We start from the raw sequence: 22,743 nt of genomic DNA, 5'->3' as shown, positions 1-22,743 counted from the left end.
GTTCAGGCGCCGACCTTCGACTCTGCGTAACGGTTAAAGCGAAGAAAGAAACGCAGCAAAACCAACCTTAGAACCGGACATCTCTAAATGGCTGGAAGGTGGACATCTGAATCCGGGTATGACATGTATTGTAGCGGCTAGATTGAAATGTCCGCTTTCGGGCCGCGTAAGCTGTTCGACCTCCGCTCACCATCTAGCCGGTAAACGCAATCGCACACGGCCGCCTGTCCAATTCCCGCAAGTATCCAGAGGCCGTTACTGGCCGTTTTATTGACCTTGCTGCAAACATGTACAGTGGACGTGACCCGGAACACCGCGGCGATCGTCCAACATCGCCCCCGGGTTTCCCCGCATACGCAAAGAAGATTCGCCATGTCCAATGCTTCCTTGCCGATCGAGCCGACCCAGCTCCGTCGATACCGCTATTTCGAGTCGGTCGATATCGACGACACGCGGGAACGGATCGCCGCGGTGCTGCAGCCGCATCGACTCATCCCAGGCAGCTCGCGCGGCGGCTATTCCGCGTACATGGACTACGTGCGGATCGACAGTGTCGGGTTCGGCACGATCGGTTACGACGTCGCGATGGGCGTCGATGCCGGCGAAATCGAGGATTACTATCTCGCGATCCTGAGCCTCGGCGGCTATGCGGACGTGAGCGTCGGCGGCCGGCGCATGATCGTCGGGCCGGCGCAGGGTGTCATCGTGAGCCCGGCCAGCCATTTCGGTGCCACGTTCTCTCGCGACTGCGAGCAGTTCTTCGTGCGCGTCGACAAGCACGCGATCCTGTCTCACACCGGCTACGACCATCTGCAGATCGAGCCGGTGCTCGACCTTTCCCGCTCCGAACTCTTGCCGTGGCTGATGCAGTTGCGCGTCATGACATCGTCGCCGGAGACCGTCGCGCTCGCGCAGCGCGACCGCCGCATCGCGCTCGAATTCGAGCGGCTCGTGATCTCGCTCCTGCTCGCCGGCCAGCCGCATCACTGCCAGGCGCGATCCGGCGGAACGGCGCTCGTGCCGCGCACGGTCAAGCGCGCGGAAGCCTATATCGCCGAGCACGCGTGCGAGCCGATCACGCTAGCCGATATCGCGCTGGCGGCCGGCGTGCCCGTGCGCACGCTGCTCGACGGGTTTCAACGCTTTTCGCGCGGCAGCCCGATGCAGCTGGTCCGCGAGCGTCGTCTCGAACACGCACGCGACCGATTGCGGCAAGGCCGCGACACCGATCGCGTGGCCGACGTGGCGCTCTGTTGCGGCTTCGCGAATCTGGGCCGATTCGCCGCCCTGTACCGCGAAACGTTCGGAGAATCGCCGTCGGATACGTTGCGGCGCGCGCGCCAGTCCGCCGCCTGAGCGGAAATTCTGCGCGCGCCGGACAGGCGCTGCGATCGCCGGATATTCTCGGCACATTCGCCCGCATACAGTGGACTCCTCTGAATTCAACGGAGCCGCTGGATGTCCCTGCTCAGAATCCGCGTCGAGCGCATCGATGCACTGACGCCCGCAATCCGCCGATTGCATCTCGTCGCCGCCGATGGCGGCCCGCTACCCGGGTTCGCCGCCGGCGCGCACATCGGCGTGCACGTGCCGCTCTCCCCTCGTTCGCGACGGCGCGCGTATTCGCTCGTGAACGCCGGCGGCAGCGCCGATTCGATTGACCGTTACGAAATCGCGGTGCTGCGCGAAGCAGCCGGAAGCGGCGGTTCGCAGTGGATGCACGCCTGTGCGCCCGGCGACGAATTCGACATCGATCCGCCCCGGAACGATTTTCCGCTCGTCGCGGACGCACGCCGGCACTTGCTCGTGGCCGGCGGCATCGGCATTACGCCGATTCTCGCAATGGCGCGCGAACTGACGAGCAGCGGGCGGCGGTTCACGCTGCACTACGCCGCGCGCGACGCGATGTCGATGGCCTATCGCGACGAGGTCGCCACGCTACCGGGTGCGACATGCTGGTTCGACGACGGCGAACCGTCGCGCGGCCTGCCGCTGGCCGACGCGATCGGCGCGCCCGAGAGCGGTACGCATCTGTACGTGTGCGGCCCCGCCGGGCTCATCGAGGCGACGCTCGCGGCCGCGCGGCATCTCGGCTGGGGCGACGACGCGCTGCATTGCGAACGCTTTGCCGCGCCGATCGCGACGGTGGAAGACGCCACGGTCGAAGTGCGTCTCGCCGGTACGGGGCACGTGCTGAACGTGCCACCCGGCACGTCGATTCTCGACGCGATGATCGAAGCCGGCCTCGATCCGCTCTACGACTGCCGGCGCGGCGATTGCGGCGTGTGCGCGGTGCGCTTGCTCGACGGCGACCCCGATCACCGCGACATCTGCCTGAGCGACGACGACCACGCGAGCGGCGCGTTCTGTCCATGCGTGTCGCGCGCGCATGGCGCGCATCTCGTGCTGGATCTTTGACCCTTCCCTTCGAGGTACTCCCATGAGCGTTACCAACGAGACACTGGCCGGGCTGGTGCGCCCCGACAGCGTGCACAAGCGCCTCTATACCGATCCGGTGATCTTCGCGCTGGAAATGGAGCGGATCTACGGCCGCGCGTGGATCTACGTCGGCCACGAGAGCCAGGTCAAGACGGCCGGCGACTATCACACGACGCGTATCGGCGACCAGGACGTCGTGATGGTGCGCGCATCCGACGGCACGATCCACGTGATCTACAACCGGTGTCCGCACAAGGGGGCGAAAGTCGTACCCGACGGCGACGGCTCGGTCGGGAAGTTCTTCCGGTGTCCATATCATGCATGGACGTTCAGGCACGACGGCACGCACCTGTCTGCGCCGCTGCGCAACGGCCTGCAGAACACCTGCTTCGACCCGAAGCATCCGGATTTCTCGATGCGCCGCGTCGCGCGCGTGGACAGCTATCGCGGCTTCGTATTCGCCAGCCAGAGCAACGATGGCCCGGATCTGCGGACGTTCCTGAACGGCGTCGTGTCGTCGATCGACAACCTGTGCGACCGCTCCCCGGTCGGCGAGGTCGAAGTCACGGGGGGGGTGTTCCGCGTCCTGCAGCGCTCGAACTGGAAAGTGTTCTACGAGAACCTGCATGACACGATGCATGCGCCGGTCACCCACGAATCGTCGGTGGTGTCGGCCCGCGCGCAGGCCGCGGAGATGGGCGCGATGCCGTTCGAGCTGCTCATCATGGACGGGAACGGCGAGCCGTATGAATTCTGGGAAAAACTGGAATTGCGCGCGTACGCATACGGCCACGGCTACATGGAAGGTATTTTCGACCCGGCGGCTGCCGAACGCGATTCGGTGTCGAGCGCGCATTTCGCGGTGCTCGCGGAGGTTTACGGCGAAGAACGCGCACGCCGGATTCTCGGCATGAACCGCCACAATACCGTGATCTACGGCAGCGGTTCCCCGCATACGGTGTTTCAGCAGTTCCGCGTGATTCGTCCGATTGCGGTGGACCGGACGCTGGTCGAAATCCAGCTGTTTCGCCTGAAAGGCGCGCCCGATGCCGTGTTCGACCGCGCGTTGACCTACGCGAACGTGATCAATTCGCCGTCGTCGAACGTGATGCCCGACGACGTCGAAGTCTACGCGCGCTGCCAGGAAGGCAACCAGACCCGCGGCGGCGAGTGGGTGAGCATGCATCGCTACGCGGGCACGGATCGCGCGACGGACGACGGCTTCGTGTCGATCAACGGCACCAGCGAATTGCCGATGCGCAACCAGTTCGCCGCGTGGAAACGCTTCATGGTCGACGAGGCCGCCCCAACGGCGCGCACGCGCGAAGGAGACGCCTGATGCTGCACGATCCGGCTTTCGATCTGTCGACCGTCGTGGTCGACGCCCCTGCCCTCGCCTTCGACGCCGCGCTGCACGCGCAGGCGGCACAGTTCCTGTTTCGCGAGGCGCGGCTGCTCGACACGCGCGCATTCGACGCTTGGCTCGACACGTGGACGCCCGACGGGATGTACTGGCTGCCACACGAGCCGGGCCAAGCCAATCCGCGCGACCATATCTCGCTCTTCTGGGAGGATGCGACGCTGCGCGAAGTGCGCGCGGCCCGCGTGACGAACCGGCGCAACTGGTCGCAGCAGCCGACGACGCGCACCGCGCGCGTCGTCGGCAACGTGATCGTCGACGGCCGCGATGCGGCCGGCCGGCTGGTGGTCCACTCGACACAGATCGTCAACGAATGGCGGATCGGGCAGCGCACGCTCGCCGGGCTCGTCACGCACAAGCTCGATACGAGCGGCCCGGACTGGAAGATCTATCTGAAGCGCGTCGATCTCATCAACTCGACCGATGCGCTCGCGAACCTGGAGGTATTCGTGTGAACGCCGCATCGCTGCCGATACCGCTTGCGCGCACCGCCGTAATCGCGCTGCATTACCAGAACGACGTGCTCGACCCGCGCGGCAAGATTCGCGTCGGCTTCGACGCGGATCAACCCGACCGCGCGGTGGTGCTCGACGCGGCCCGCGCGCTGATCACCAGCGCGCGCGGGCTCGGCTTGCCGATTGCGCATGTCCGCATCGCCTTCCGCGAGGATTACGCGGACTTGCCGCGCAATGCGCCGATTTTCGTGCGCACGGCCGAGCTCGGCGCGCTGCGCGACGGCAGCTGGGGCGCGCAGTTTTACCCGACGCTCGAACCCGATCCGGCGCGCGCGCTCGACCATGTCATCCATCATCAATGTACGAGCGGCTTCATCGGTACGCCGCTGGAACGGATCCTCGCGGCGCACGACGTGCGTCACCTGATCGTCGCAGGCGTCGCCACGCATTCGACCGTTGAAATGACTGTCCGCCATGCCGCCGATCTCGGCTATCGCGTGACCGTCGCGGCTGATGCCTGCGCGTGCGCGGATCGTCGACAGCACGATGCATCGATAGAGTCGATGCGCTTGATCGCGGGCATTTCCAGTGTGGCCGAGTTGTTCGGCCGCGCGGCGCAAACGGAGGGCGCATGAACGTTTCGCCTTCTCCCGAATCGTCCTCGCAGACGAGTCCGGCCAGCCCGCGCGCGCGTCTCGCGGGCAAGGTCGCGATCGTCACCGGCGCGACGCAAGGGCTCGGCGCCGACATTGTGCGCGCCCTCGCGAACGAAGGCGTTGGCGTGTTGATCGCCGGGCTCGATGTCGATGCGGGACACGCGCTGGCCGCGTCGATCGGCGCATCGGCGCACTTTGCACGCACCGACGTCACCGACGACGCACAACTCGACAGCGCGATCGCGACCGCCCTTACCGTCTTCGGCGGCCTCGACATCGTCGTGAACAATGCGTGCAGCTACGACGACGCAGGCCTCGCGTCGACGCGCGAACAATGGTCGCGCCTGCTCGACGTCAATCTCGTGTCGGCGGCGATCCTGGCGCAGAAAGCCGCGCCGCATCTGCGGCGACGCGGCGTGATCGTCAACCTCGGCAGCGTGGGCGGCAAGTTCGGAGCGGCCGGGCGCGCGCTGTATCCGGCGTCGAAGGCAGCGTTGCTGCAGCTGACGCGCAACCTCGCCGTGGATCTGGCGCCGCGCGACCTGCGGGCAATCAGCGTATCGCCGGCCTGGACGTGGTCGCCATCGCTGGAACGGCTCGCGGGCGGGTCGGTCGATGTCGCGGACCGCGTCGGCCGGCCGCTGCACGTCCTGGGCCGCGTCGGTCGCGGTGACGAGATCGGGCGCATCGTCGCGTTTCTCTGCTCGGACGATGCATCGTGGCTCACCGGCATCGACGTACCCGTCGACGGCGGTTTTTCTATCCTGGGGCCGGATCAGGGCCGCTCGCCGCGCGAATGGTTCGAGCGGCACGCAGCGCAGTAGCGAACCGTTCGGCTCGCATTCCTCCCCCTACTCCATCGGGACTTCATCCATGACGAAGCACATCAGAATAGTTCGGGGCGACACGGCGTTCGACGCCTATCTCGCACTACCGGAAGCCGGCCGTGGCCCGGTCATCGTATTGCTGCAAGAAATATTCGGCGTGAACGCCGAGATCCGAGAAGTGGCGGATCTTTATGCGGCCGAGGGCTATGTCGTCATTGCACCGGACCTGTTCCACCCGTTCGGCTCGAACATCGAACTCGGTTACGGCGAAGCCGACCATGCCAAAGCATTCGACTATTACACGCGCCTCGATGTGACCGGCGCCGTCGACGATATCCGCGCGACCGTTGCCCATGCGCGCACGTTGCCCGAATCGACCGGCCGGGTCGGCGTGCTCGGCTTCTGTCTCGGCGGCAAGCTCGCCTGGCTCGCCGCGGCCCAGGGCGACGTCGATTGTGCGGTCGGCTATTACGGCGTCGGCATCGAGCAGTCGCTCGAACTGGCCGAGCGCATCGCGTGCCCGCTCGCGCTGCATTTCGGCGCCGACGATCCGCTCAATCCGCCCGAGACCGTGACGGCGATACGCGCGGCGCTGGACGGCAAGCCGAACGCGAAGCTTTACGTCTACGAGGGCGCCGGCCACGCATTCAGCCGTAACGGCCCGACCTTCGTCAAGGCGGCGGCGATGTCCGCGCATACACGCAGCCTCGCGGTGTTTCGCAAGGAGCTCGGCCCCGACTACGACCTGGGTGCACTCGCCGATCACCACTTCCATCTGGAGTTCGCCGCGCGCGATCCCGAGGAGACGATGCGGACGATGGTGCCCGAGCCGTACGTGAATCACGTGCCGACCATGACGGGCGGCACCGGGTACACGGAACTGAAGCGCTTCTACACACACCATTTCGTCCACAACAACCCGGCTGACATGGCGATGGCGCCGATCTCGCGCGTGATCGGCGTCGATCGCATGGTGGACGAATTCATCCTGACGTTTACGCACGACCGGGAGATCGACTGGTTGCTGCCCGGCGTCGCGCCGACCGGCAAGCGTGTGGAGATTCCGATGGTCGTCGTCGTCGCATTCCGCGGGCCCAAGCTCTACAACGAACACATCTACTGGGACCAGGCGAGCGTGCTCGTCCAGCTCGGGTTGCTCGATCCACACGGGTTACCGGTCGCCGGCGTCGACGTCGCACGCAAGCTGCGCGACGAGACGTTGCCGTCGAATACGCTGATGGCACGCTGGCGCGAGAGCGAACCGGCCCGATCCGGGTATGACATTGTTATCGGAAAGAAGCGCCGCGTCTGAACATCCATGGGCAGGCCCTCGCCAACGCCGAACAAGACCTGACCTGCCCTGGAATTTTCAGCCCAATCGAAGCTCGAGAAAATGGCTCCCGCATACCGCCAAAGAAGGCGGCGCACCTGGAAAACGGATTCGGTCATGGCTTCCGTACAACGCGGCGCCCTATAGGAAGCATGCTCGCAGGAGCCTTCACGTAAAGCGCAGCAACGCTCCAATGCGCGAAGCATTTTTGTAATTTGTAAGTAATGCGATTGTAATTGTCGCGTCACTCGCCATCGGCAAGCTTGCGGGCTTCTTTGTGAGGGAGGCTCAAGCATGTCGAATACCAAGAATCCAATGATCAACCCACTGGCCGAGGCCATGCCCCCGCAGCCTGAGCGCCGCCGCTTCGTACGCCAGGTCGCACTGGGTGCGGTTGCCATCAGCGGGGTGGCGCTGGCCGGCTGCGGCGGCGGGGATGACGGCGGCTCTTTCGGAGGCAGTGGCAACCCGAAGGTCGCGTTCGCGCACGGCGTGGCCAGCGGTGACCCATTGGCCGACCGAGTGATCCTGTGGACACGCGTGAGCACCGAGTCCAGCCAGGAGATCGTCCTGCGCTGGGAGGTCGCCAGTGACGCGGGCTTCACGAACATCGTCGCCAGCGGGGAGGCGCGCACCTCGGCTGCGCGCGACCACACGGTCAAGATCGATGCCATGGGCCTGTCGGCCGGGCGCAGCTATTGGTACCGCTTCAAGGCCTACGACCAGCTCTCTCCGGTTGGCCGCACTCGAACGCTGCCGAAGGCAGGCATCTCTCAGGTGCGATTGGCAGTGCTATCGTGCTCCAACTACCCGTCCGGCTTCTTCAATGTCTATGCCGATGCGGCCAAGCGCAACGACCTGGACGCCGTTCTGCACCTGGGCGACTACATCTATGAATACTCGCGTGAAGACATCAGTGCCGTAGCCCCGCAGGCGGCTGAGCTCGGCCGCCTGTTCGAACCTGCCCACGAGATCGTGAAACTGGACGACTATCGTCGCCGCTACGCACAGTACCGCGGTGACGCGGACCTGCAGGCGCTACACGCCGCCCTGCCCATGATTGCGGTGTGGGACGACCACGAGTTCAGCAACGATACCTGGCGCGACGGCGCGCAGAATCACCAGCCCGCAGAAGGCGACTTCGCGGCGCGCAAGGCCGCTGCCATCCAGGCCTACCACGAATGGATGCCCATTCGCAGCGGTGCCAATGCCGAGCAGATCTACCGCAGCTTCGACTTTGGCGGCCTGCTGGCCCTGCATATGTTGGACACTCGCGCGATTGCTCGCGACAAGCAGCTCTCCTACGCGAACTACGTCACCCAGGCCGGGTTCGACGCGGCCGGCTTCGCCAGCGCCATCGGCAACCCGGCACGCCAACTGCTCGGAACCACTCAGACCAACTGGCTGGCCAAGCAGATGGCTGCCTCCACCGCCACCTGGCAGGTGCTGGGCCAACAGGTGCTGATGGGCCACCTCGAGTTACCGTCTCCGTTGCTGTTTGGAATGATGGGCGTGGGAGGTGTGTCGTTGATCAGGTACATGGAGATTGCGGCCAAGGCGCAAACCGCGCCGCAGACGCTGACGCCAGAGGAGCTGGCCGTGCTGAAGGCGCCCTCCATTCCCGCCAGCCTGGATTCGTGGGACGGCTACCCGGCTGCGCGCGAAACCGTGCTGGAGATGGCGCGCAATCTGGATAAGAACCTCGTGGTACTGGCTGGCGATTCGCACAATGCCTGGGCCAGCGACCTGCTCGATGGACAGGGCCGCCAGGTTGGCGTCGAGTTCGCCACCCCATCGGTGAGCTCGCCCGGTATGGAGCAATCCATAACCAACGTGAAGCCAGCCGCGCTGAGTGCCACTCTGACGAACTTGGTGGAACCGCTGAAGTATTGCGACACTTCGCGGCGTGGCTACGTCGTGCTGACCGCGACGCGCGATGAGTGCGTGGCCGAATTCACCTACGTGGACACGATTACCAGCCGGAACTACCGGGCCATCACTGACAGGCGCCTGCGTGTCCTGCCGGGCGCGGCCAATCGCAAGATCGTGGCTTGAGTTCGCCAAGGAGTCTCGTTCGCTGACGCCGATCTCAACACCATCAAGTACGACCGTTCGCGCTCGGCCCAATGCCAGGTCAAGGTACCGCTACCCATCCACACGGGCTGGTCCCAGTCCTTCACCTCACTCAACAACCAGTCATCAAGGTGGGGGGCTGGTGGGCCTTCATGCACGCGCTCTCGCGCGCCGTCACCGGTGCGTCGGTCGCGGCGACGCGCAGCTGGAATTCCGTGAAAACGACTCACTGGATTCACAATGCACACCTCCAGGCTGATACTCGGCGCCAGTGTGCTTTTAGCCGCGGGGGCATCTCCAGCCCAAGATCAGGACATCGCTGCCTGCCGGCAAAAGCGCATGGCTACGCTGGCCGCTCGACCGCACGCCGAACTGCGCAAGCGCGGCGCTTGCCATGCCAATGATCAAACGCCCCGATCCTTCAATGGGACGTCGCTAGCTGCCTTATCGTGAGCAGTGCTCTGCGCAACCTCTCCGAATGCTCAGCATATGGCGCGAGTTGTGCCGAGGGGCGTCGCTGATGGATCGCACACGATCGAGTGGCGTTCGTTGCCCGGCCCTCTTGCGGACAGGCTCCGCATGTGGGAATGCAATGCCCTCCGCCGACAAATCCCGCTATCGCTTGCCTGACGGGCAACATGCCCGCTTAGGTGAGTTGGTTGTTCCTTTGCTCCCCGGACCCGAGTTACGGACGCACTTCCCGAAATGCCTGCTTTTGAGGATCCCACGCAAATGCGGCCCCCACACACGCGCCGTTTTCGACCGTTACCCCCGCCACGCTCAACTCCGGCGCAGGTCCGTCCTTTTTCACCTTCACCGTATCGATGCCCCAATCGCACAACGCACCATGAGCGGGGGTCAGCGCCTGGACGAGATCGCCGGTTTTCTTGTCCCGCACCTCGATCACGCGATCGAGCGTGGCGATCGATGGAATGACGAAATACCAGCGATCCGTGGATGCCGCCTGAAGTATCGGAACCGGCTCGGCGCCGTATGCGCTGTAGGCGACGAGGTTCAAATGGATGGGCAGTTTCTGTCCGGTGCGGTAACTGACCCAGGTGCCATCGTACGACTTGGGCGGATTGATATCGCTCGGCAGTGCGAGCCGGGCGGCCGGCAGCCCGTCGGCGTCGAGCTCATCGATGTGGGTGTCCCCCGACGTATGGGAGATCGTGGGCTTGAGCCGGATGGGGGTGCGGTGCCGGTCGTAGAAATAGACCCCCGTGGTCACGGTATTGACGAGGGACAGGTACAACGTAACGGGTTGCTTTCCAATGGTCCCTTGAAACAGGGAAGCGGCTTGGGCGGCCGGTGCGCCGAGTCCCGACAAGGTCAGGCCCGACAATGCCACGACGGCTTTAAGGTGCTTGATCATCGGTTCATTGGCCCCTGGGTGCTGCCGGTAAATGTCAGTGTCCCGGGCGACGTGAACCGGTAGTGGTTCCAGGTCGCGAGACGGTTGCGATAGTCGATGTTGGACTCCTGCCGGACGTCGATCCGGCCGTGGGGCAGGAACCAGGGCGTTCCATCCTCTTCCAGCTTGTCGAGCGGCGTGAAGTCGCGAAACTGGCCGTTCAGAAACAGGAAGTAGCTCCGGCTGCCCGTGGAGCGATTGCCGCTGCCGTCGATAGCGAGCCGGGATGCACGGAAGTCCGTATGCCCGTCTCCGTTGTAATCGTCGAACTCCAGCGTGTCGGTGTAGTTGAAGTCCAGCTGCAGGTGATCCAGTGTCTGAATCTTGCTGCCACTGGCGCGATCGTAGACATCGATTCGATCCACCAGGCCGCCAAATTCGCCACGAGCCTTGTGCGCGTGTACGCGGAACAGATACGGACCACTTTTCCCGACCTGCAGCAGATCGCCATCGTAGGCCACGGCGGCATAGCCGCTCCCGAACATGGCCGTCTGCTTGAACTGGAACGCGGTGCGGACCCGGCTTCTCAGGTCCACCCAGTCTCCGGCCAGCTTATGATCCGTCCAGCGGAAAGAACGCAGCATCAACATCGCGAACGGCTGCCCCTTCGCATCAGTTACGTCAATCGACAGATCGGGAGCCGCCTCCGGACTATCCGCCAGCGGCGTTTCCTCCAGGGGCAACAGCAGGCCGCCGTTCTGTTCGAATACGTAGCCGCTCAGGCTGGGGCCGTGATTGTCGAGACGCAGGATCAGTTGTACAGCCTGACCGCCAATGATGCCTTCCTGTACCTGGGTGTCTGTCGCCTGAGCGAATGCGGTGGAGGCTAACCACGGAGCAATGGAAAGCGTCAGTCCGGCAGCCCATTCGGTAATTTTTGTCATTGATACGAGGGACATTCAGAAATCATTCTGGTTTGAAGACGTCGTCAAGGTGGCCTGACTCAAACAAATCGGTCTCCCGGATGCGAGACGCGATTCACACGCCGCGCAGGATGCAGCGATTTTTACACAGGGCGTCGTTATTCGATCGCTTCATGGCAGCGGTCCGGGCAAATTCAGCTGGGTAGTGGAACGGACTCACTCGTGGCTCCACAACTTCCGGCGTCTGCGCATTCGGTTCGATCGCCGAGCCGACAATCACGAAGCGTTCTTGAAATGTAGCTGCGCTCTCGTCTGCTGGAACATTTTGAGGCGCACGGCGCAACCTGCTTGATCTAACCTATTACAGCAAAAGCGGCATGTGTCACAGGTGCTTGCACATGCAAACGGCACTAGCTGGACAAAGTTCGGCGAACTCTCTGCTTCCTTTGATCACTGTCGGAACCTCATTCCGGTAAACTGTCGTATATCCCGCACCCTGAAAAAACTCCGTCGCAGAGTTTGTCAGCAGCCACAGCGATGAGACACCCGTCGCTCTCGCTCTCTTCTCCATTTTCTCGACCAGTTCTTGGCCTAGTCCGCGAGAGCGACCGTCACCGGCAACAACGAGCGACCGCAGCAACGCATTGCTCCCAAATCGCTCTAGTCCTACCACTCCCACGAGACCCGGGCCATCCGCTACGAGAAAATCGTCCAGGAGCGGAGCGGTGACGTCAGCGATCGGCAGTTGGTTCTCCTCGAGCAGCTTTCTAATCGAATCGAGGTCGTTTGGTTGCGCTTCACGAATATTCATCTTCATGTCCTTATCGAATCAGGCAACCAAAAGTAGCAGCTTGCCGGAAAAGTAAGTGGTTCCCCCGCCGGGTTTTGAACTGGCCTCTAAGAAGAGGGGCTGACCTGGGGCTCCACCCGCCTTGAACACGGAGATCCCGACACCCCCGAGCCGACCTCGCCTATACCGTACTCGATACTGTAGGCCATGTATTCATGCGAAGAGCGCATGCGGTCGGTCAATCTGCACTTGAAACGCGGGAAGCGCATCAAGCCGACCATTCGCCCGTTGGGCTACCCAGCAAAGAATTCTCTCAAGGCGTGGTGTGACGAATTCGAAAAGAATGACGATCCACAGGGCCGCACACGGCTCAAGCATGCCGGGACCCATCCACATCGTCCGCCAGCGTGCCGAGCGGCACGAAAATGTAGCCCTTCCCGCGCACGGTGCGGATGTAGCGATAATCGCCGACCGCCTGCTCGACCAGGTTGCGCAGCCGGAAGATCAGCACGTCGAGCCCGCGCTCGGAGCGCCCGGCCACGCTCAGCCCCAGGAGCGCGAGAATCTCCGCACGCGACAGGACGCGCATCGGCTGCGAGATGAACAGTGCGAGCAGCGCGAATTCGCTGGCACGCAGCCCAAGGTCCTGTCCCGCGCGGGTGGCGCGCCGCGTGATGAAATTCACCTCGATGTCGCCAAATGCGTACGATTCGGGGTTCACCGGCTCGCGCACCGGCGCGGGACGGTTCGGCGCGTAGCGACGCACCGCGCTGCGCACGCGTGCGATCAGTTCCATCGGGTCGAACGGCTCCACCAGATAGTCATCCGCGCCGATTTCGAGCGCAACGACCTTGTCGACCACCTGCGCGTCGCGGCTGATCACGATCACCGGCATGTCGTGACCGGCGCGCCGCAGCGCCCCGAGCGCCATGTAGAACGTCGTGGCCGGCCGTTCGACCCGCATCACGATCAGGGTGGGCGGCGTGGCCGTCACGTGCGCCAGCAGCCGCGACGCATCGTCGAGCGCCGACGTGGCGATCTGGCAGCCGCGCAGGAGCGCGCGGATCCGATCACGCATGCGCGGATCGGGCTCTACGACGAGAACGTGGGTGGCCATGGAAAATCGTCCAGCACGACGGCCCGCACGGCGAATCGCGACGTCACGCCGGCCCGCCTTCCGGCCGCAACGGCCGGGTGCGGCCTGCGCGAACCCGCGAGCGCGCGGCGCAAACGACTACACATGCATGCAGCAATCGAGACTCGTCAGGAAATAGCTCAGGCTCTTGCGGATCGACGTCTCGACGTCCCGCACGTCGCGGGCCGCGGGCGACTGGCCGAGCAGCGTCGCGACGATGTCGAGCGCCTCCCACGGATGCCGGTCGTCGTAGTCGGCATGCAGTTTGAGCCAGCGCATCGCGCGATGCCGCACGGCCGGGTCGAACTGCTGTTCATACGGCGATGCGCACAGCAACGCACTCCACTCGCCGGTCACGCCTTCGATCGCGTAGTTGGTCGCGGCGATGCTCGGCGCGAGCGCGTCGGTGCTGCTGCTTTTCCAGCACCAGTGGCTCAGCGCGAATCCGGCCAGCGGCGCATCGCCGTGCAGCAGCATGTCGATCGTCACGCCCGATTCCGCAGCCCAGTTGGCCCAGTGATCGACGTGGTTCTGCTCGACGCGGATATTGCGGATCAGATAGCGCCGCGCCTTCTCTTCGCCGCGCGACCGATAGGCAGCGGTCTTCACCAGGTTCATCGCCATGTACTCCGGAAACTGGCTGACCACCGCCCAGCCGGTCACGAAGAACGCGCGCAGTTGCGACGCGCGCAGCGTCCCGCCGCTCATCGCCGCGAACACCGGATGTGCACGGATTCGCGCCTTCAGCTCGTCGGTCGCGCCGACCACGTCGCGCAGCCAGGCCGGATAGCTCGCCAGGTCCATCAGGTCGCCGGTCAGTTCAAATGGAGCACTCATGCGTTCGTTCCTCGCTTGGTTCAATGGAATCCCCCTTCCTGCCAGGGCGCGGGGCGGCTGAAGTAATAGCCCTGGCAATAGTCGACGCCCAGCGCGCGAAGCATCTCGGCCGTCGCCGCATCCTCGACGTGCTCGGCGACGGTGCGGTACTGCATCACGTGTGCGATGTCGTTGATGGCGGACGCGATGCCGCGCTTGATGCTGTCGGACGTCATGGTCGCCACGAGGCCGCCGTCGATCTTCAGGTAATCGATCGGCAACTGGCGCAGATACGAGAACGACGACATGCCGGCGCCGAAGTCGTCGAGCGCGAAGCGGCAGCCGAGGTCGCGCAGCTCGTACATGAAACGCGACGCGACCTCCAGGTTGCGGACCGCGCTCGTCTCCGTGATTTCGAAGCACAGCAGCGCCGGGTCCAGCCCCGACGCCGACAGCTCGGCGATCGCGAACTCCACGAAGCGCTCGTCGGTGATCGACATCGCCGACAGGTTCACGTTGTATTCGACGTACTGGCGTTGTTCGAGCCGCGCGAGCCGCCGGATCACGTTACGCACGACCCAGCGGTCGATCATCGTCATGTGGCCGTAGCGCTCGGCGGCCGGCAGAAAGACCGGCGAGATCAGCTTGCCGTCGGCGTCCGGGATGCGCAGCAGGATCTCCGCGCGCTCCTGCGCGCCGTGCGCCGGCTGGATCGGCACGATCCGTTGCGCATACAACTGGAACGAATTCGTTTCGAGCGCCGTCTTCACGCGGCGGCTCCACTGCATGTGATATGCCTGGCGTCCCGAGTTCATGTCGCGCGAATCGGCGACATGCACGCGGTTGCGGCCGCGGTCCTTCGCGATGTAACACGCGATGTCGGCCATCTGCATCGCCTTCTCGACGCTCTCGGGCCGACAGGCGAGATCCAGCACGCCGATGCTCACGCTGATCTTGAACGGCTCGCCTTCCCACAGGAACGTGAAATCCTCGAGACACGCCCGGATGCGCTCCGCCTTGCCGTCGTCCGGCACGCCGTTGCGGCCGGCCGGCAACAGGATGCCGAATTCGTCGCCGCCCAGCCGGCCGAACACGTCGTCGTCATCGAGACAGCGCGCGAACACCGCGGTCGCGTCGCGCAGCAGCGCATCGCCGGCCGCGTGCCCGCACACGTCGTTGACTTCCTTGAATCCGTCCAGGTCGAGAACCATCAACGTCCCGCCGCCGCGGTGCGTCAGCGCGTCGCCCAGGCGCTGCTCGAACGCCGTGCGATTGATCAGGCCGGTCAGCGCATCGTGCGACGCCTGCCAGGTCAGCTTCTCGATCAACTGGTGTTCGCGCGTCATGTCGCGCAGGATCAGCACGTAACCGACGCAGCGGCCCGCGGCGTTGTCCATTCTCGACAGCGACGCGCGCACCGATACCGCCGAGCCGCACACGCGGATCAGGTCGAGATCGCGGGTGAACGTGTGATCGCCGCTGTTGCTGAGCGACGCGAGCAGCTTGATCGACATGCCGGTCGACGTATCGATCAGGTCGAGCACGTCGTTGATCGGCTTGCCGACGCTGAGGCGCGACGGCGACCCGAGCAGGTGCTCGGCCGCCGGATTGACGGTCTCGATGCTGCGCGTGAGGCCGATCGTGACGATCGCGTCGGCCACCGAGCGCAGCGCCGCTTCCGCGAACGCCTGGCTACGGTCCAGCTCGGTCTGCATCGACGCCTGCTGGCGCTGCGCGCGGCTCGCCCAGCGCACCGACAGCAGGAGGATCAGCAGCGAGGCCACGACGTACGACAGGAACAGCTGGATGACGGCCGAGCGGAATTCGGCGCTCAGTTCGTCGGAGAAGCGCTTCGGCAGCGGCTCGATGTGCGAATTGAAGTCCCAGATCGCGCGGTTCAGGCGACTCGTGCGCCGGACGTCGCCCGCCTGCACGGAATCGCGCAACGCGTTGGCGATCGCGCGCAGGTTGACCAGTTGCCGGTCCGCGTCCTCCCAGTATTGCAACGCTGCGTTCAGGCGCGCGAAGCTGCTCAGGATCGGATAGAACCACACCACCGCCACCGCATCGACAGGATTGATGCCCGCCTCGATCAGCGCCTGGCGCGCCACGCGGTGATCCGGCGGCACGCTGATCATCGCGCGGCGGGCAACGCCGAGAAACGTGAGGGTGCGGTCAACCGCCAGGTAATCGTCGAACAGCTTTTCGTCGCCGGTCTGTCCGTAGCGGGACAGCAGGATGATCTCGTCCTTCTGTGCCTTCGACCAGCTGCTTTCTCCGCCGACGTACACGCGCAGCGACATGATCACGATCAGGCTGACGGCGACGAACCCGGCCAGCGCGACGATCACGACGACGATCGGCAGGATGCCGAGCGCCGGACTCCATGGCCACACGTGAAACGAGCTGCGCTGACTCTGGAGCTTCGAAATGTTTTCCATACCCGATTGACTGCTTTTCTGATTCTTCTCGATGCCGCCGGCCAGCCGCGTCGCGACGCGTCTTGCGTTCGGACCGCTCCCCTTCCATGCGCGCGGCGCGCCGGCGCTCATTCAGCGGCGGCGGCACGCCGGTGCCGGCCGCGCGGCAGGATGCTCCGGCAACTAGGTCGTCCGGACGCGTCGCGACAACCCGGCGCCGGCCTCGGTACCGGCATCGATCGCGAGAATGCGGCACGTTTCGTCGCGGATGACCCGATGGCAGTCGCAGCCCTGCCCCGCGAGACGGGCGAGATCCGTCAGCACGATGGCGCCGCGATGCTGATGGATCACGCCAAGCTCATGGAGCTGTCGCGCGGTATCGGTGATGGTCTCGCGGCGCACGCCGAGCATCTGGCCCAGCATGCCGTGCGTGACCGGGATTTCGATGCTGCGCGAGCGCTCGTAGGCAATCAGCAGCCAGCGGCTCACTTGATGCCGCATCACGTGATGGCGGCTGCAGAACATGACTTGCGACGCCTGGGCCAGCACCAGCTGCATCCGCACGAAGACCTGCCGCCTGATCGCCGGCGATGCGTCGCACGCGTCGGCGAAACGGCGCGCATACAGCCGATACGCGAATCCGCCGTGATAGACGACGACGCGGCGCTGCGTCGTGCTGCCGATGACGTCGTCGCACACGATGCCTTCGCGGCCGATTTCCGTCACGCCGAGCGTCGTCTTGCTGCCTGTCGTGTATTGGAGGGAAATACCCGCCGTCACCGGAAAATAAACGGCCTCCAGATTCTCGCCGGCATCGCACAGCACCTGGCCGGTCTTGAGATTCGAAAGCATCAAATGAGGCGCCAATTCCGCACGGCTAATTCCGTCGAGCGCAGCCAGGAATTGATTGGCACCAAGCGCATGCGGCAACTCGATGACATTGTCGGCCTGATGTATCACGGTGCACCTCGTACGTTGTATTCCTGCCCCTCGGCCACCGAATCTTCATGCAGCGTTGAAACGAACCGGTTTTCCGGTTTTGCCGTTTTCCTTACGGTCTAATTGGACAAAAAGATATCACGCAGCCCCGTCGTGCGCGCCACTCCGGCTTTGTTACATGAAGTAATTTGACAGTTTCAGGCGTTACTCTGAGATATTTGCATGGTCAATCAATTATCGGCGATTTAAATATTGCCCTTGCAAAGGTGCCGTCCCGGTGAATCATTGAAAATTACGAATAGCGGCCAATGCGACGGAATGTAGTTAATCCTGAAAATAAAAATCATTCCTCCATCGAAATAATGCGGACTGAGTGACATATCCCACACTTCTCCAATGGCGAACGTGGAATATCCATGACGGCGCTTGCCGGGGATGTCGGCGCCGGGCGGCTACCGCGCGCGCTGGCGAGCGGTGATGTCCGCGCGGTCCGCGCCCAGCGACGCCGCACGCAATGCGTCCGCCGGATCCGGAAAATCGCGCTGCAGCAATTGCGCGAGCTGGGCATCGCGCGCATCGGGCGCAAGCTGCTGCGCGACGAGCCGCTCGCGTTCGGCCTCATAGTCGCGATAGCGCGCCTGCCACGCATCGTCGTCCTGCCGCTGCCGCACGACGCGCGCGGCGACGTCGGCGCCGAGCTGCGCACGCAGCGCATCGGGTGTCGCGCGACGCGCGTCGAGCCGTGCAACCGCCGCGACCGCCTCGCGCTGCCGCGCGAGCTGCTCGTGCGCGTCGCGCATGTCCGGCGGCAGCGCCTGGTCGAGCGCCGCAAGGCGTTCACGCTTCTGCGCGTCGCTCAATGCCGGATCGCGCGCAATCCGGATCCGGTCGAGGTCGTCATGCTGCTGCCGGAACGCGTCGGCGAAGAACGGTGTGCTCCAATCGCCGAGCCAGCGGCTCGCGAGTGCCGCCCGTCGTTCGAGCTCGCCCGCGATCGCATCCGGATCGATACGCGTGCCGGGCTGCACGGTGCCCGGCTGCGCATCGAGCGCGGCGAGACACGCGCGATAGCGCGGCCACAGGTCGAGCGCTTCGCGCTGGGCCGGCGCGCCGATCGGCTGCGCGGCGACCTCCCGCGCGACCAGCGCGTCGAGCGCGGCCGGCGTCAGGTCGTGCTGCGCGAGCAGGAAGTAATCGAAGAAATCCCGCACCGCCCGTCGTTTCGCGAGACGCCCGTCCGGCCCGACCGGCAGGCGCGGCGCGCGCGACCCCGCCAGCGACGCGGGCGGCGCGACGTCGGAGGACGCAGGCACGGGCCGCGGCACCGCCGCGTCGGGCACCACGGCGCGCGCGGCAGGCAGCACGACGGCCTGCGCCGACGCCGCCGGCCGGTCGAGCGCATGCCATACCGCCGCGGCCGCGAGCGTGCCGACGGCGCCATGGAGCGCGGCGCGAGACAGCATCGTCCGGACCGTCATCGCTCAAACGCCCTGCAGCTTCAGCCGGTTCGCATGCACGCGCAGCGCGGCGACCGGGTCTTCCGCGTACGCGCCGCGGATGCCGAGCAACTGATTGATCGCGTCGAAGTGATTCCAGTGGTAACGCGTCGAGATCACCGTGCCGAACATCGAACTGCAGGTCGACGTGAAGCCGTCGTTCGGCCCCGCACCGGCCAGCGCCATCACGCTGCCGGCGGTCAGGAACACGAGCGTCGACGGATCCAGCAGGTTCGCCGGATCGATGACCGGAATCACGCTGGTGTCGGCAGCGCTCGTCACGATGCCGAGCAGCGACACCGGCTGGTATGCGGCGCCGCTCCACGAATACAGCAGATGCACGTTGCCGCCGATCGTCTCGGCGGGCGCGCCGGTGCGACAGGCACCGGCGCCGAGGCCCGGGCTCGGGAACAACTGGTTGAACCGCGTGGTTCGCGCCGTGCCGAGCGCATCGAGCGCGGCGATCGCATCCTGGTTCGTGTTGTGCGTGTCGCTGGTCAAGACGCCGAACAGGTTCAGGAGCGCGCCGAACACCGGCGTCGAGATGCCCGTCGGGTCCAGCTTCAGCGCGGCGAGCACGAAGTCGGCGAACTGCGAGCCTCGGTGCGGCGTCGCGATCGTCGTGACCGACGCGACGAGCGCGGGCGCGACCGACGCGACGTAGCGCGACGTCAGCCCGCCCTGGCTGTGCCCGATCAGGTTCACCTTGGCCGCACCCGTGACCGCCAGCACCTGCTTCACGTAGGCGAGCAGTTGCTCGCCGCGCCCGTTCGGGCCGAGGTCGCTCTGGAACCCCGACAGGTCGGCGACGTAGACCGTCGCGCCATGCCGCTGCAGGTCGGCCTGCATGCCGTACCAGTACGGCACCACGCCGAAATAGTCGTCGGTGCCGGTCAGGCCGTGCACGAGGATGATCGGATAGCGGGTCGCCGCGTAGTCGTCGAGCGCGGCGGCGGCCGCCGTCTGCGCGCCGGCCGCGGGTGCGGCCAGGCCGACGCAGGCGAGCAGCGCGGCACCGGCCAGGAGGCGCGCGCACGCGCGCCAAAGGCGTCGCACCGGCGCGGCGCGTCTCGCGATATCGATGTCGATGTCATGCATGCGCGTTCCCCAAGATTGCGTGAGCGGCCACGCGCCGCTGCCACGCGATGAACAACGGCGCGCCGACGACTTCGAGCACCGTGAAGCCGACGAACGGCGGCCACGGCAGGCCGAGCGTCGCGAGCGAAATCAGCCGTCCGATGCCGCCGAGGAAGATCATCGTCCACAGCGTCGCGAACAGCCGCCCCTGGCGCTCGATCCCCGGGATCACCGAGAACGCCGCGAGGCCGAGCCCGAGCCAGACGCCCGCGTAGAAGCGCAGGTTGCCGTCCAGCGTCGCGTCGGCCGGCAGCGCGATGCCGAGCGACGCGTACAACGGATCGTGGATGCCCATCATGCCGAGCACCCCGGTGATCGACGGGACCAGCGCAAGCACGGCGGTCGCCGCCTGAAGCGCGCGTTTGCTCATTCGAACTCTCCTTGCTTCATCGATAGAAAATGCCCAGCACCTGCACGCTGGCCGACTCCGGCATCGCACCGAAGCGGCTCCACGACGGGCCGCCCTGATGCAGCCACTGCAGCGCAATGTCGAACCGGTCGAAGCGCCGCCGCAGCTCGAGCCAGTATTGCCGGCCGCCGCCGAGATCGGCCTGCACGAAACCCGACAGATCCAGACGGCGCACACCGATATTGCGCCATGTCGCCATCAGGAACACGCCGTGACGGGTTTGCAGCTCCTGCGCGGCGATCGACGTCTGCACCGCGCTGCCCCAGGCCGCCGGGTTCGCGCGCTGCAGCGCGCGCCATTGCGACGCGTCCGCGCCGCCGCCGTTGCTCTGGAATTCGGCACTCAGCGACAGGTCGATCGGCAGCGTCCAGGTCGCGCCCACCGACGAACTCGTGCGAAACGCGCTGTCGCCGGCCGCGCCGGTCGCGCGCGCGATCAGCGAGCGCCGGTAGCCGCCCGCCCATTCGACGTAGGCGACCACCGAGTTGCCGAGCAGCACGCTCAGGTTCTGGCCGAACTGCGGCGCCTGCCCGCTTTCGCCGTAGACGATCCATTGCGGCTGGATCGTCGCGGCGAGCCGCTGGCTCGCGACGAGCATCCAGCGATCGACGCCGTTGGTGCGCTGCAGGTCGGACGATGCGGCCGGATCGCCCGGCAGGCTGCGGCGCTCGAGCCGCGGCGACAGCAGCGCCGCGAGCGAGCCCGTGTCCCACACCTGCTGCGCGCGCAGCGCGACCGTACCGAGCCGGTTCGTGTGGCGGCTGTCCGGATCGGGCGGCACGTCGAGGCTCACCGCGCCCGCGCGAAAGAAGTCGGTCGGGTTGTAGCCGATCGCCGCGCCGAGCCGCTCGTTGACGCGCCCCGCGTCGACGACGAACGTCGGCGCCGCGCGCCAGCTGGCGTACGCCTCCTTCACGAGCGTCACGTCGCGCGACGACGTGCGCGACGTCCCGAGCGGATCGAAGCGGTCGAAGCGCATCGAGAAGTGCGCGGCGAACGTCGGCGTCAGCCACTGCCCGTACTCGAATTCGACCGACAGCTGGTTGCGCCCGGCGTGCGCGCCGTCGCGATAGCGGCTCGCGCGCAACGCGTCCTGCACGTCGAGCTTCCACGGCTTCGCGGTATCGGCCGGCGCCGCGGCGGACCGGTCGGCGAGATCGAGCGCCGCGGCATCGGCCGCATCCACGCCGCCCGCACCGCCTGCACCGCCCGTCGCCTCCGCGCCGGCCGACGCCGCACGCGCGAGCGCCGGCAGCAGCACGAACGCGAGCGCGGCAACCCGGCATCGACGCCGCACCGTCATTGCGCCTGGAAGCGGGACAGGTAGTCGCGCTGCAGCCATGCATCGGGAATGTCGCGCCACGCGTAGTCGGAGAAACGCATGACCGTGACCCAGTTGCTGTCGAGCCCGTCGATGATGACCGTTTCCGTCGGCCGCTCGACGCCGAGCTGCATCGTGTAGCGCCGGTAGAACGCGGTCTTCAGCAGCCGGTCGCTCTCGGAATAGAAGCGCGCCTTCAGCGGCCGGTTGTTCGCCGCGTCGATCCAGATCTCGATGCGGCGGTACGTCAGCCCGTCGCCGTGGCCGGTGAGCGCGAGCCGGTATGCGCGGCGGGTCTGCCGGTCGCCGTCGGCGATGTCCTCGACGCCCTTCAGCTCGGCCGTGTAGTCGTGCGCGAGATTGACCGTCACGACGTCGCCGTTCGCGGCCTGCCCGAGCAGCCGCTGGTCGGGCGAGATCCGCACGCTCGCCTGGTTCGCGGGATCGTAGAACCACAGGTCGTTGCCGTTCTTCAGCATCAGCTTGCCCGTGTCGCGCGCCGGCGCGACGAAGCGCACCAGCGTGCGGAACGCGCCGCCCGGCGCGTCGGGCTTCGAATAGATCGACAACGTATTGCCGTCCACCTGCTTGCCCGACCGATACTCGATCAGCGTCGCGGTCAGCACGAACGATTTCGCGGGCGCGCGGATCGCGTCGCTCGCCGCGAGCACCTTCTGCGGATCGGGCGCCGGCTGCGCGTGCGCGGCGCCGGCCAGGAATGAAAGACTCAGACAGCATGAAACGAACAGGCGACGCACGTGCGCTCTCCCCGAAAGTGAAATGAACGAAAAAGACCGCATCCG

Annotated in this window: 20 protein-coding genes and 2 pseudogenes; 10 read left to right on the top strand and 12 right to left on the bottom strand. The window is 65.6% G+C overall.

The genetic code is table 11. The annotated features are described in order from the left end of the window. Positions 1-372: 372 nt before the first annotated feature. The 9 genes and pseudogenes from andR to E9536_RS08270 form a co-directional block, all read left to right on the top strand. On the top strand, positions 373-1,356 hold the full coding sequence (andR, locus tag E9536_RS08310; protein ID WP_059694801.1) for an anthranilate 1,2-dioxygenase regulatory protein AndR: 984 nt from the start codon (positions 373-375) through the stop codon (positions 1,354-1,356). Between the two features lie 102 nt (positions 1,357-1,458). Further along, the gene (locus E9536_RS08305) at positions 1,459-2,418 is read left to right on the top strand and encodes a PDR/VanB family oxidoreductase (protein ID WP_136469689.1); all 960 of its coding nucleotides are present in this window, start codon (positions 1,459-1,461) and stop codon (positions 2,416-2,418) included. Between the two features lie 22 nt (positions 2,419-2,440). After that, positions 2,441-3,778, top strand: coding sequence for an aromatic ring-hydroxylating dioxygenase subunit alpha (locus E9536_RS08300; RefSeq protein ID WP_136469688.1), 1,338 nt, complete (start codon positions 2,441-2,443; stop codon positions 3,776-3,778). Further along, the gene (locus E9536_RS08295) at positions 3,778-4,314 is read left to right on the top strand and encodes an aromatic-ring-hydroxylating dioxygenase subunit beta (RefSeq protein ID WP_060085296.1); all 537 of its coding nucleotides are present in this window, start codon (positions 3,778-3,780) and stop codon (positions 4,312-4,314) included. The genes E9536_RS08300 and E9536_RS08295 overlap by 1 nt, the downstream gene beginning before the upstream one ends. Continuing rightward, complete coding sequence (locus E9536_RS08290) at positions 4,311-4,949, top strand: cysteine hydrolase (protein ID WP_136469687.1); 639 nt, start codon at positions 4,311-4,313, stop codon at positions 4,947-4,949. Before E9536_RS08295 ends, E9536_RS08290 begins: the two co-directional genes overlap by 4 nt. Continuing rightward, positions 4,946-5,794, top strand: a complete 849-nt coding sequence (locus E9536_RS08285) for an SDR family oxidoreductase (RefSeq protein ID WP_136469686.1) — start codon at positions 4,946-4,948, stop codon at positions 5,792-5,794. Before E9536_RS08290 ends, E9536_RS08285 begins: the two co-directional genes overlap by 4 nt. A 49-nt stretch (positions 5,795-5,843) precedes the next feature. Next, positions 5,844-7,109: a dienelactone hydrolase family protein gene (locus tag E9536_RS08280; RefSeq protein WP_136469685.1), complete on the top strand. Its 1,266-nt coding sequence runs from the start codon at positions 5,844-5,846 to the stop codon at positions 7,107-7,109. Between the two features lie 333 nt (positions 7,110-7,442). After that, positions 7,443-9,182, top strand: a complete 1,740-nt coding sequence (locus E9536_RS08275) for an alkaline phosphatase D family protein (RefSeq protein WP_247873429.1) — start codon at positions 7,443-7,445, stop codon at positions 9,180-9,182. Positions 9,183-9,191: 9 nt separating this feature from the next. Then, a pseudogene (locus E9536_RS08270) lies at positions 9,192-9,397 on the top strand (conjugal transfer protein TraG); the annotation flags it as partial. A 488-nt stretch (positions 9,398-9,885) separates the two neighbouring features. Here E9536_RS08270 and E9536_RS08265 read toward each other — a convergent pair. Together E9536_RS08265 and E9536_RS08260 are read right to left on the bottom strand one after the other, a co-directional pair. Further along, entirely contained in the window at positions 9,886-10,575 is a 690-nt protein-coding gene (locus E9536_RS08265; protein ID WP_059694787.1) for a hypothetical protein, read from the bottom strand. Continuing rightward, positions 10,572-11,513 carry a hypothetical protein gene (locus tag E9536_RS08260; protein ID WP_124532092.1) on the bottom strand — a complete coding sequence of 314 codons (942 nt, stop codon included), beginning with the start codon at positions 11,511-11,513 and terminating at the stop codon, positions 10,572-10,574. Before E9536_RS08260 ends, E9536_RS08265 begins: the two co-directional genes overlap by 4 nt. Positions 11,514-11,640: 127 nt before the next feature. Here E9536_RS08260 and E9536_RS08255 point away from each other — a divergent pair. After that, positions 11,641-11,829: pseudogene (locus tag E9536_RS08255) on the top strand (transposase); the annotation flags it as partial. A gap of 30 nt (positions 11,830-11,859) precedes the next feature. On the opposite strand, the gene arsN2 reads toward E9536_RS08255, so the two are convergent. From arsN2 to E9536_RS08205, 10 genes are all read right to left on the bottom strand, one after another. Next, positions 11,860-12,294, bottom strand: a complete 435-nt coding sequence (gene arsN2 / locus E9536_RS08250) for an arsenic resistance N-acetyltransferase ArsN2 (RefSeq protein WP_247873428.1) — start codon at positions 12,292-12,294, stop codon at positions 11,860-11,862. A 343-nt stretch (positions 12,295-12,637) separates the two neighbouring features. After that, complete coding sequence (locus E9536_RS08245; protein WP_059694783.1) at positions 12,638-13,384, bottom strand: response regulator transcription factor; 747 nt, start codon at positions 13,382-13,384, stop codon at positions 12,638-12,640. Between the two features lie 117 nt (positions 13,385-13,501). After that, the gene (locus E9536_RS08240) at positions 13,502-14,239 is read right to left on the bottom strand and encodes an iron-containing redox enzyme family protein (RefSeq protein WP_136469683.1); all 738 of its coding nucleotides are present in this window, start codon (positions 14,237-14,239) and stop codon (positions 13,502-13,504) included. Between the two features lie 20 nt (positions 14,240-14,259). Then, positions 14,260-16,659: an EAL domain-containing protein gene (locus E9536_RS08235; RefSeq protein WP_136469682.1), complete on the bottom strand. Its 2,400-nt coding sequence runs from the start codon at positions 16,657-16,659 to the stop codon at positions 14,260-14,262. Positions 16,660-16,821: 162 nt separating this feature from the next. Next, on the bottom strand, positions 16,822-17,598 hold the full coding sequence (locus E9536_RS08230; protein ID WP_060195728.1) for a Crp/Fnr family transcriptional regulator: 777 nt from the start codon (positions 17,596-17,598) through the stop codon (positions 16,822-16,824). A 431-nt stretch (positions 17,599-18,029) separates the two neighbouring features. After that, a complete protein-coding gene (locus E9536_RS08225; RefSeq protein WP_247873426.1) occupies positions 18,030-19,040 on the bottom strand; it encodes a lipase secretion chaperone in 1,011 nt (336 codons plus the stop codon). 18 nt (positions 19,041-19,058) lie between these two features. Then, positions 19,059-20,171 carry a triacylglycerol lipase gene (locus E9536_RS08220; protein WP_136469680.1) on the bottom strand — a complete coding sequence of 371 codons (1,113 nt, stop codon included), beginning with the start codon at positions 20,169-20,171 and terminating at the stop codon, positions 19,059-19,061. Next, positions 20,164-20,580: a DUF4345 domain-containing protein gene (locus E9536_RS08215; protein WP_060195724.1), complete on the bottom strand. Its 417-nt coding sequence runs from the start codon at positions 20,578-20,580 to the stop codon at positions 20,164-20,166. Before E9536_RS08215 ends, E9536_RS08220 begins: the two co-directional genes overlap by 8 nt. Before the next feature lie 16 nt (positions 20,581-20,596). After that, positions 20,597-21,922, bottom strand: a complete 1,326-nt coding sequence (locus tag E9536_RS08210; protein WP_136469679.1) for a hypothetical protein — start codon at positions 21,920-21,922, stop codon at positions 20,597-20,599. Continuing rightward, positions 21,919-22,698, bottom strand: coding sequence for an outer membrane lipoprotein-sorting protein (locus E9536_RS08205; RefSeq protein WP_034190065.1), 780 nt, complete (start codon positions 22,696-22,698; stop codon positions 21,919-21,921). Before E9536_RS08205 ends, E9536_RS08210 begins: the two co-directional genes overlap by 4 nt. Positions 22,699-22,743: the final 45 nt, after the last annotated feature.

The organism is Burkholderia sp. LS-044, assembly GCF_004803625.1.
Lineage (GTDB): Bacteria > Pseudomonadota > Gammaproteobacteria > Burkholderiales > Burkholderiaceae > Burkholderia > Burkholderia cepacia.
Note: the sequence above shows the minus strand (reverse complement) of the source record. Positions and strands in the feature narration are given on the sequence as shown.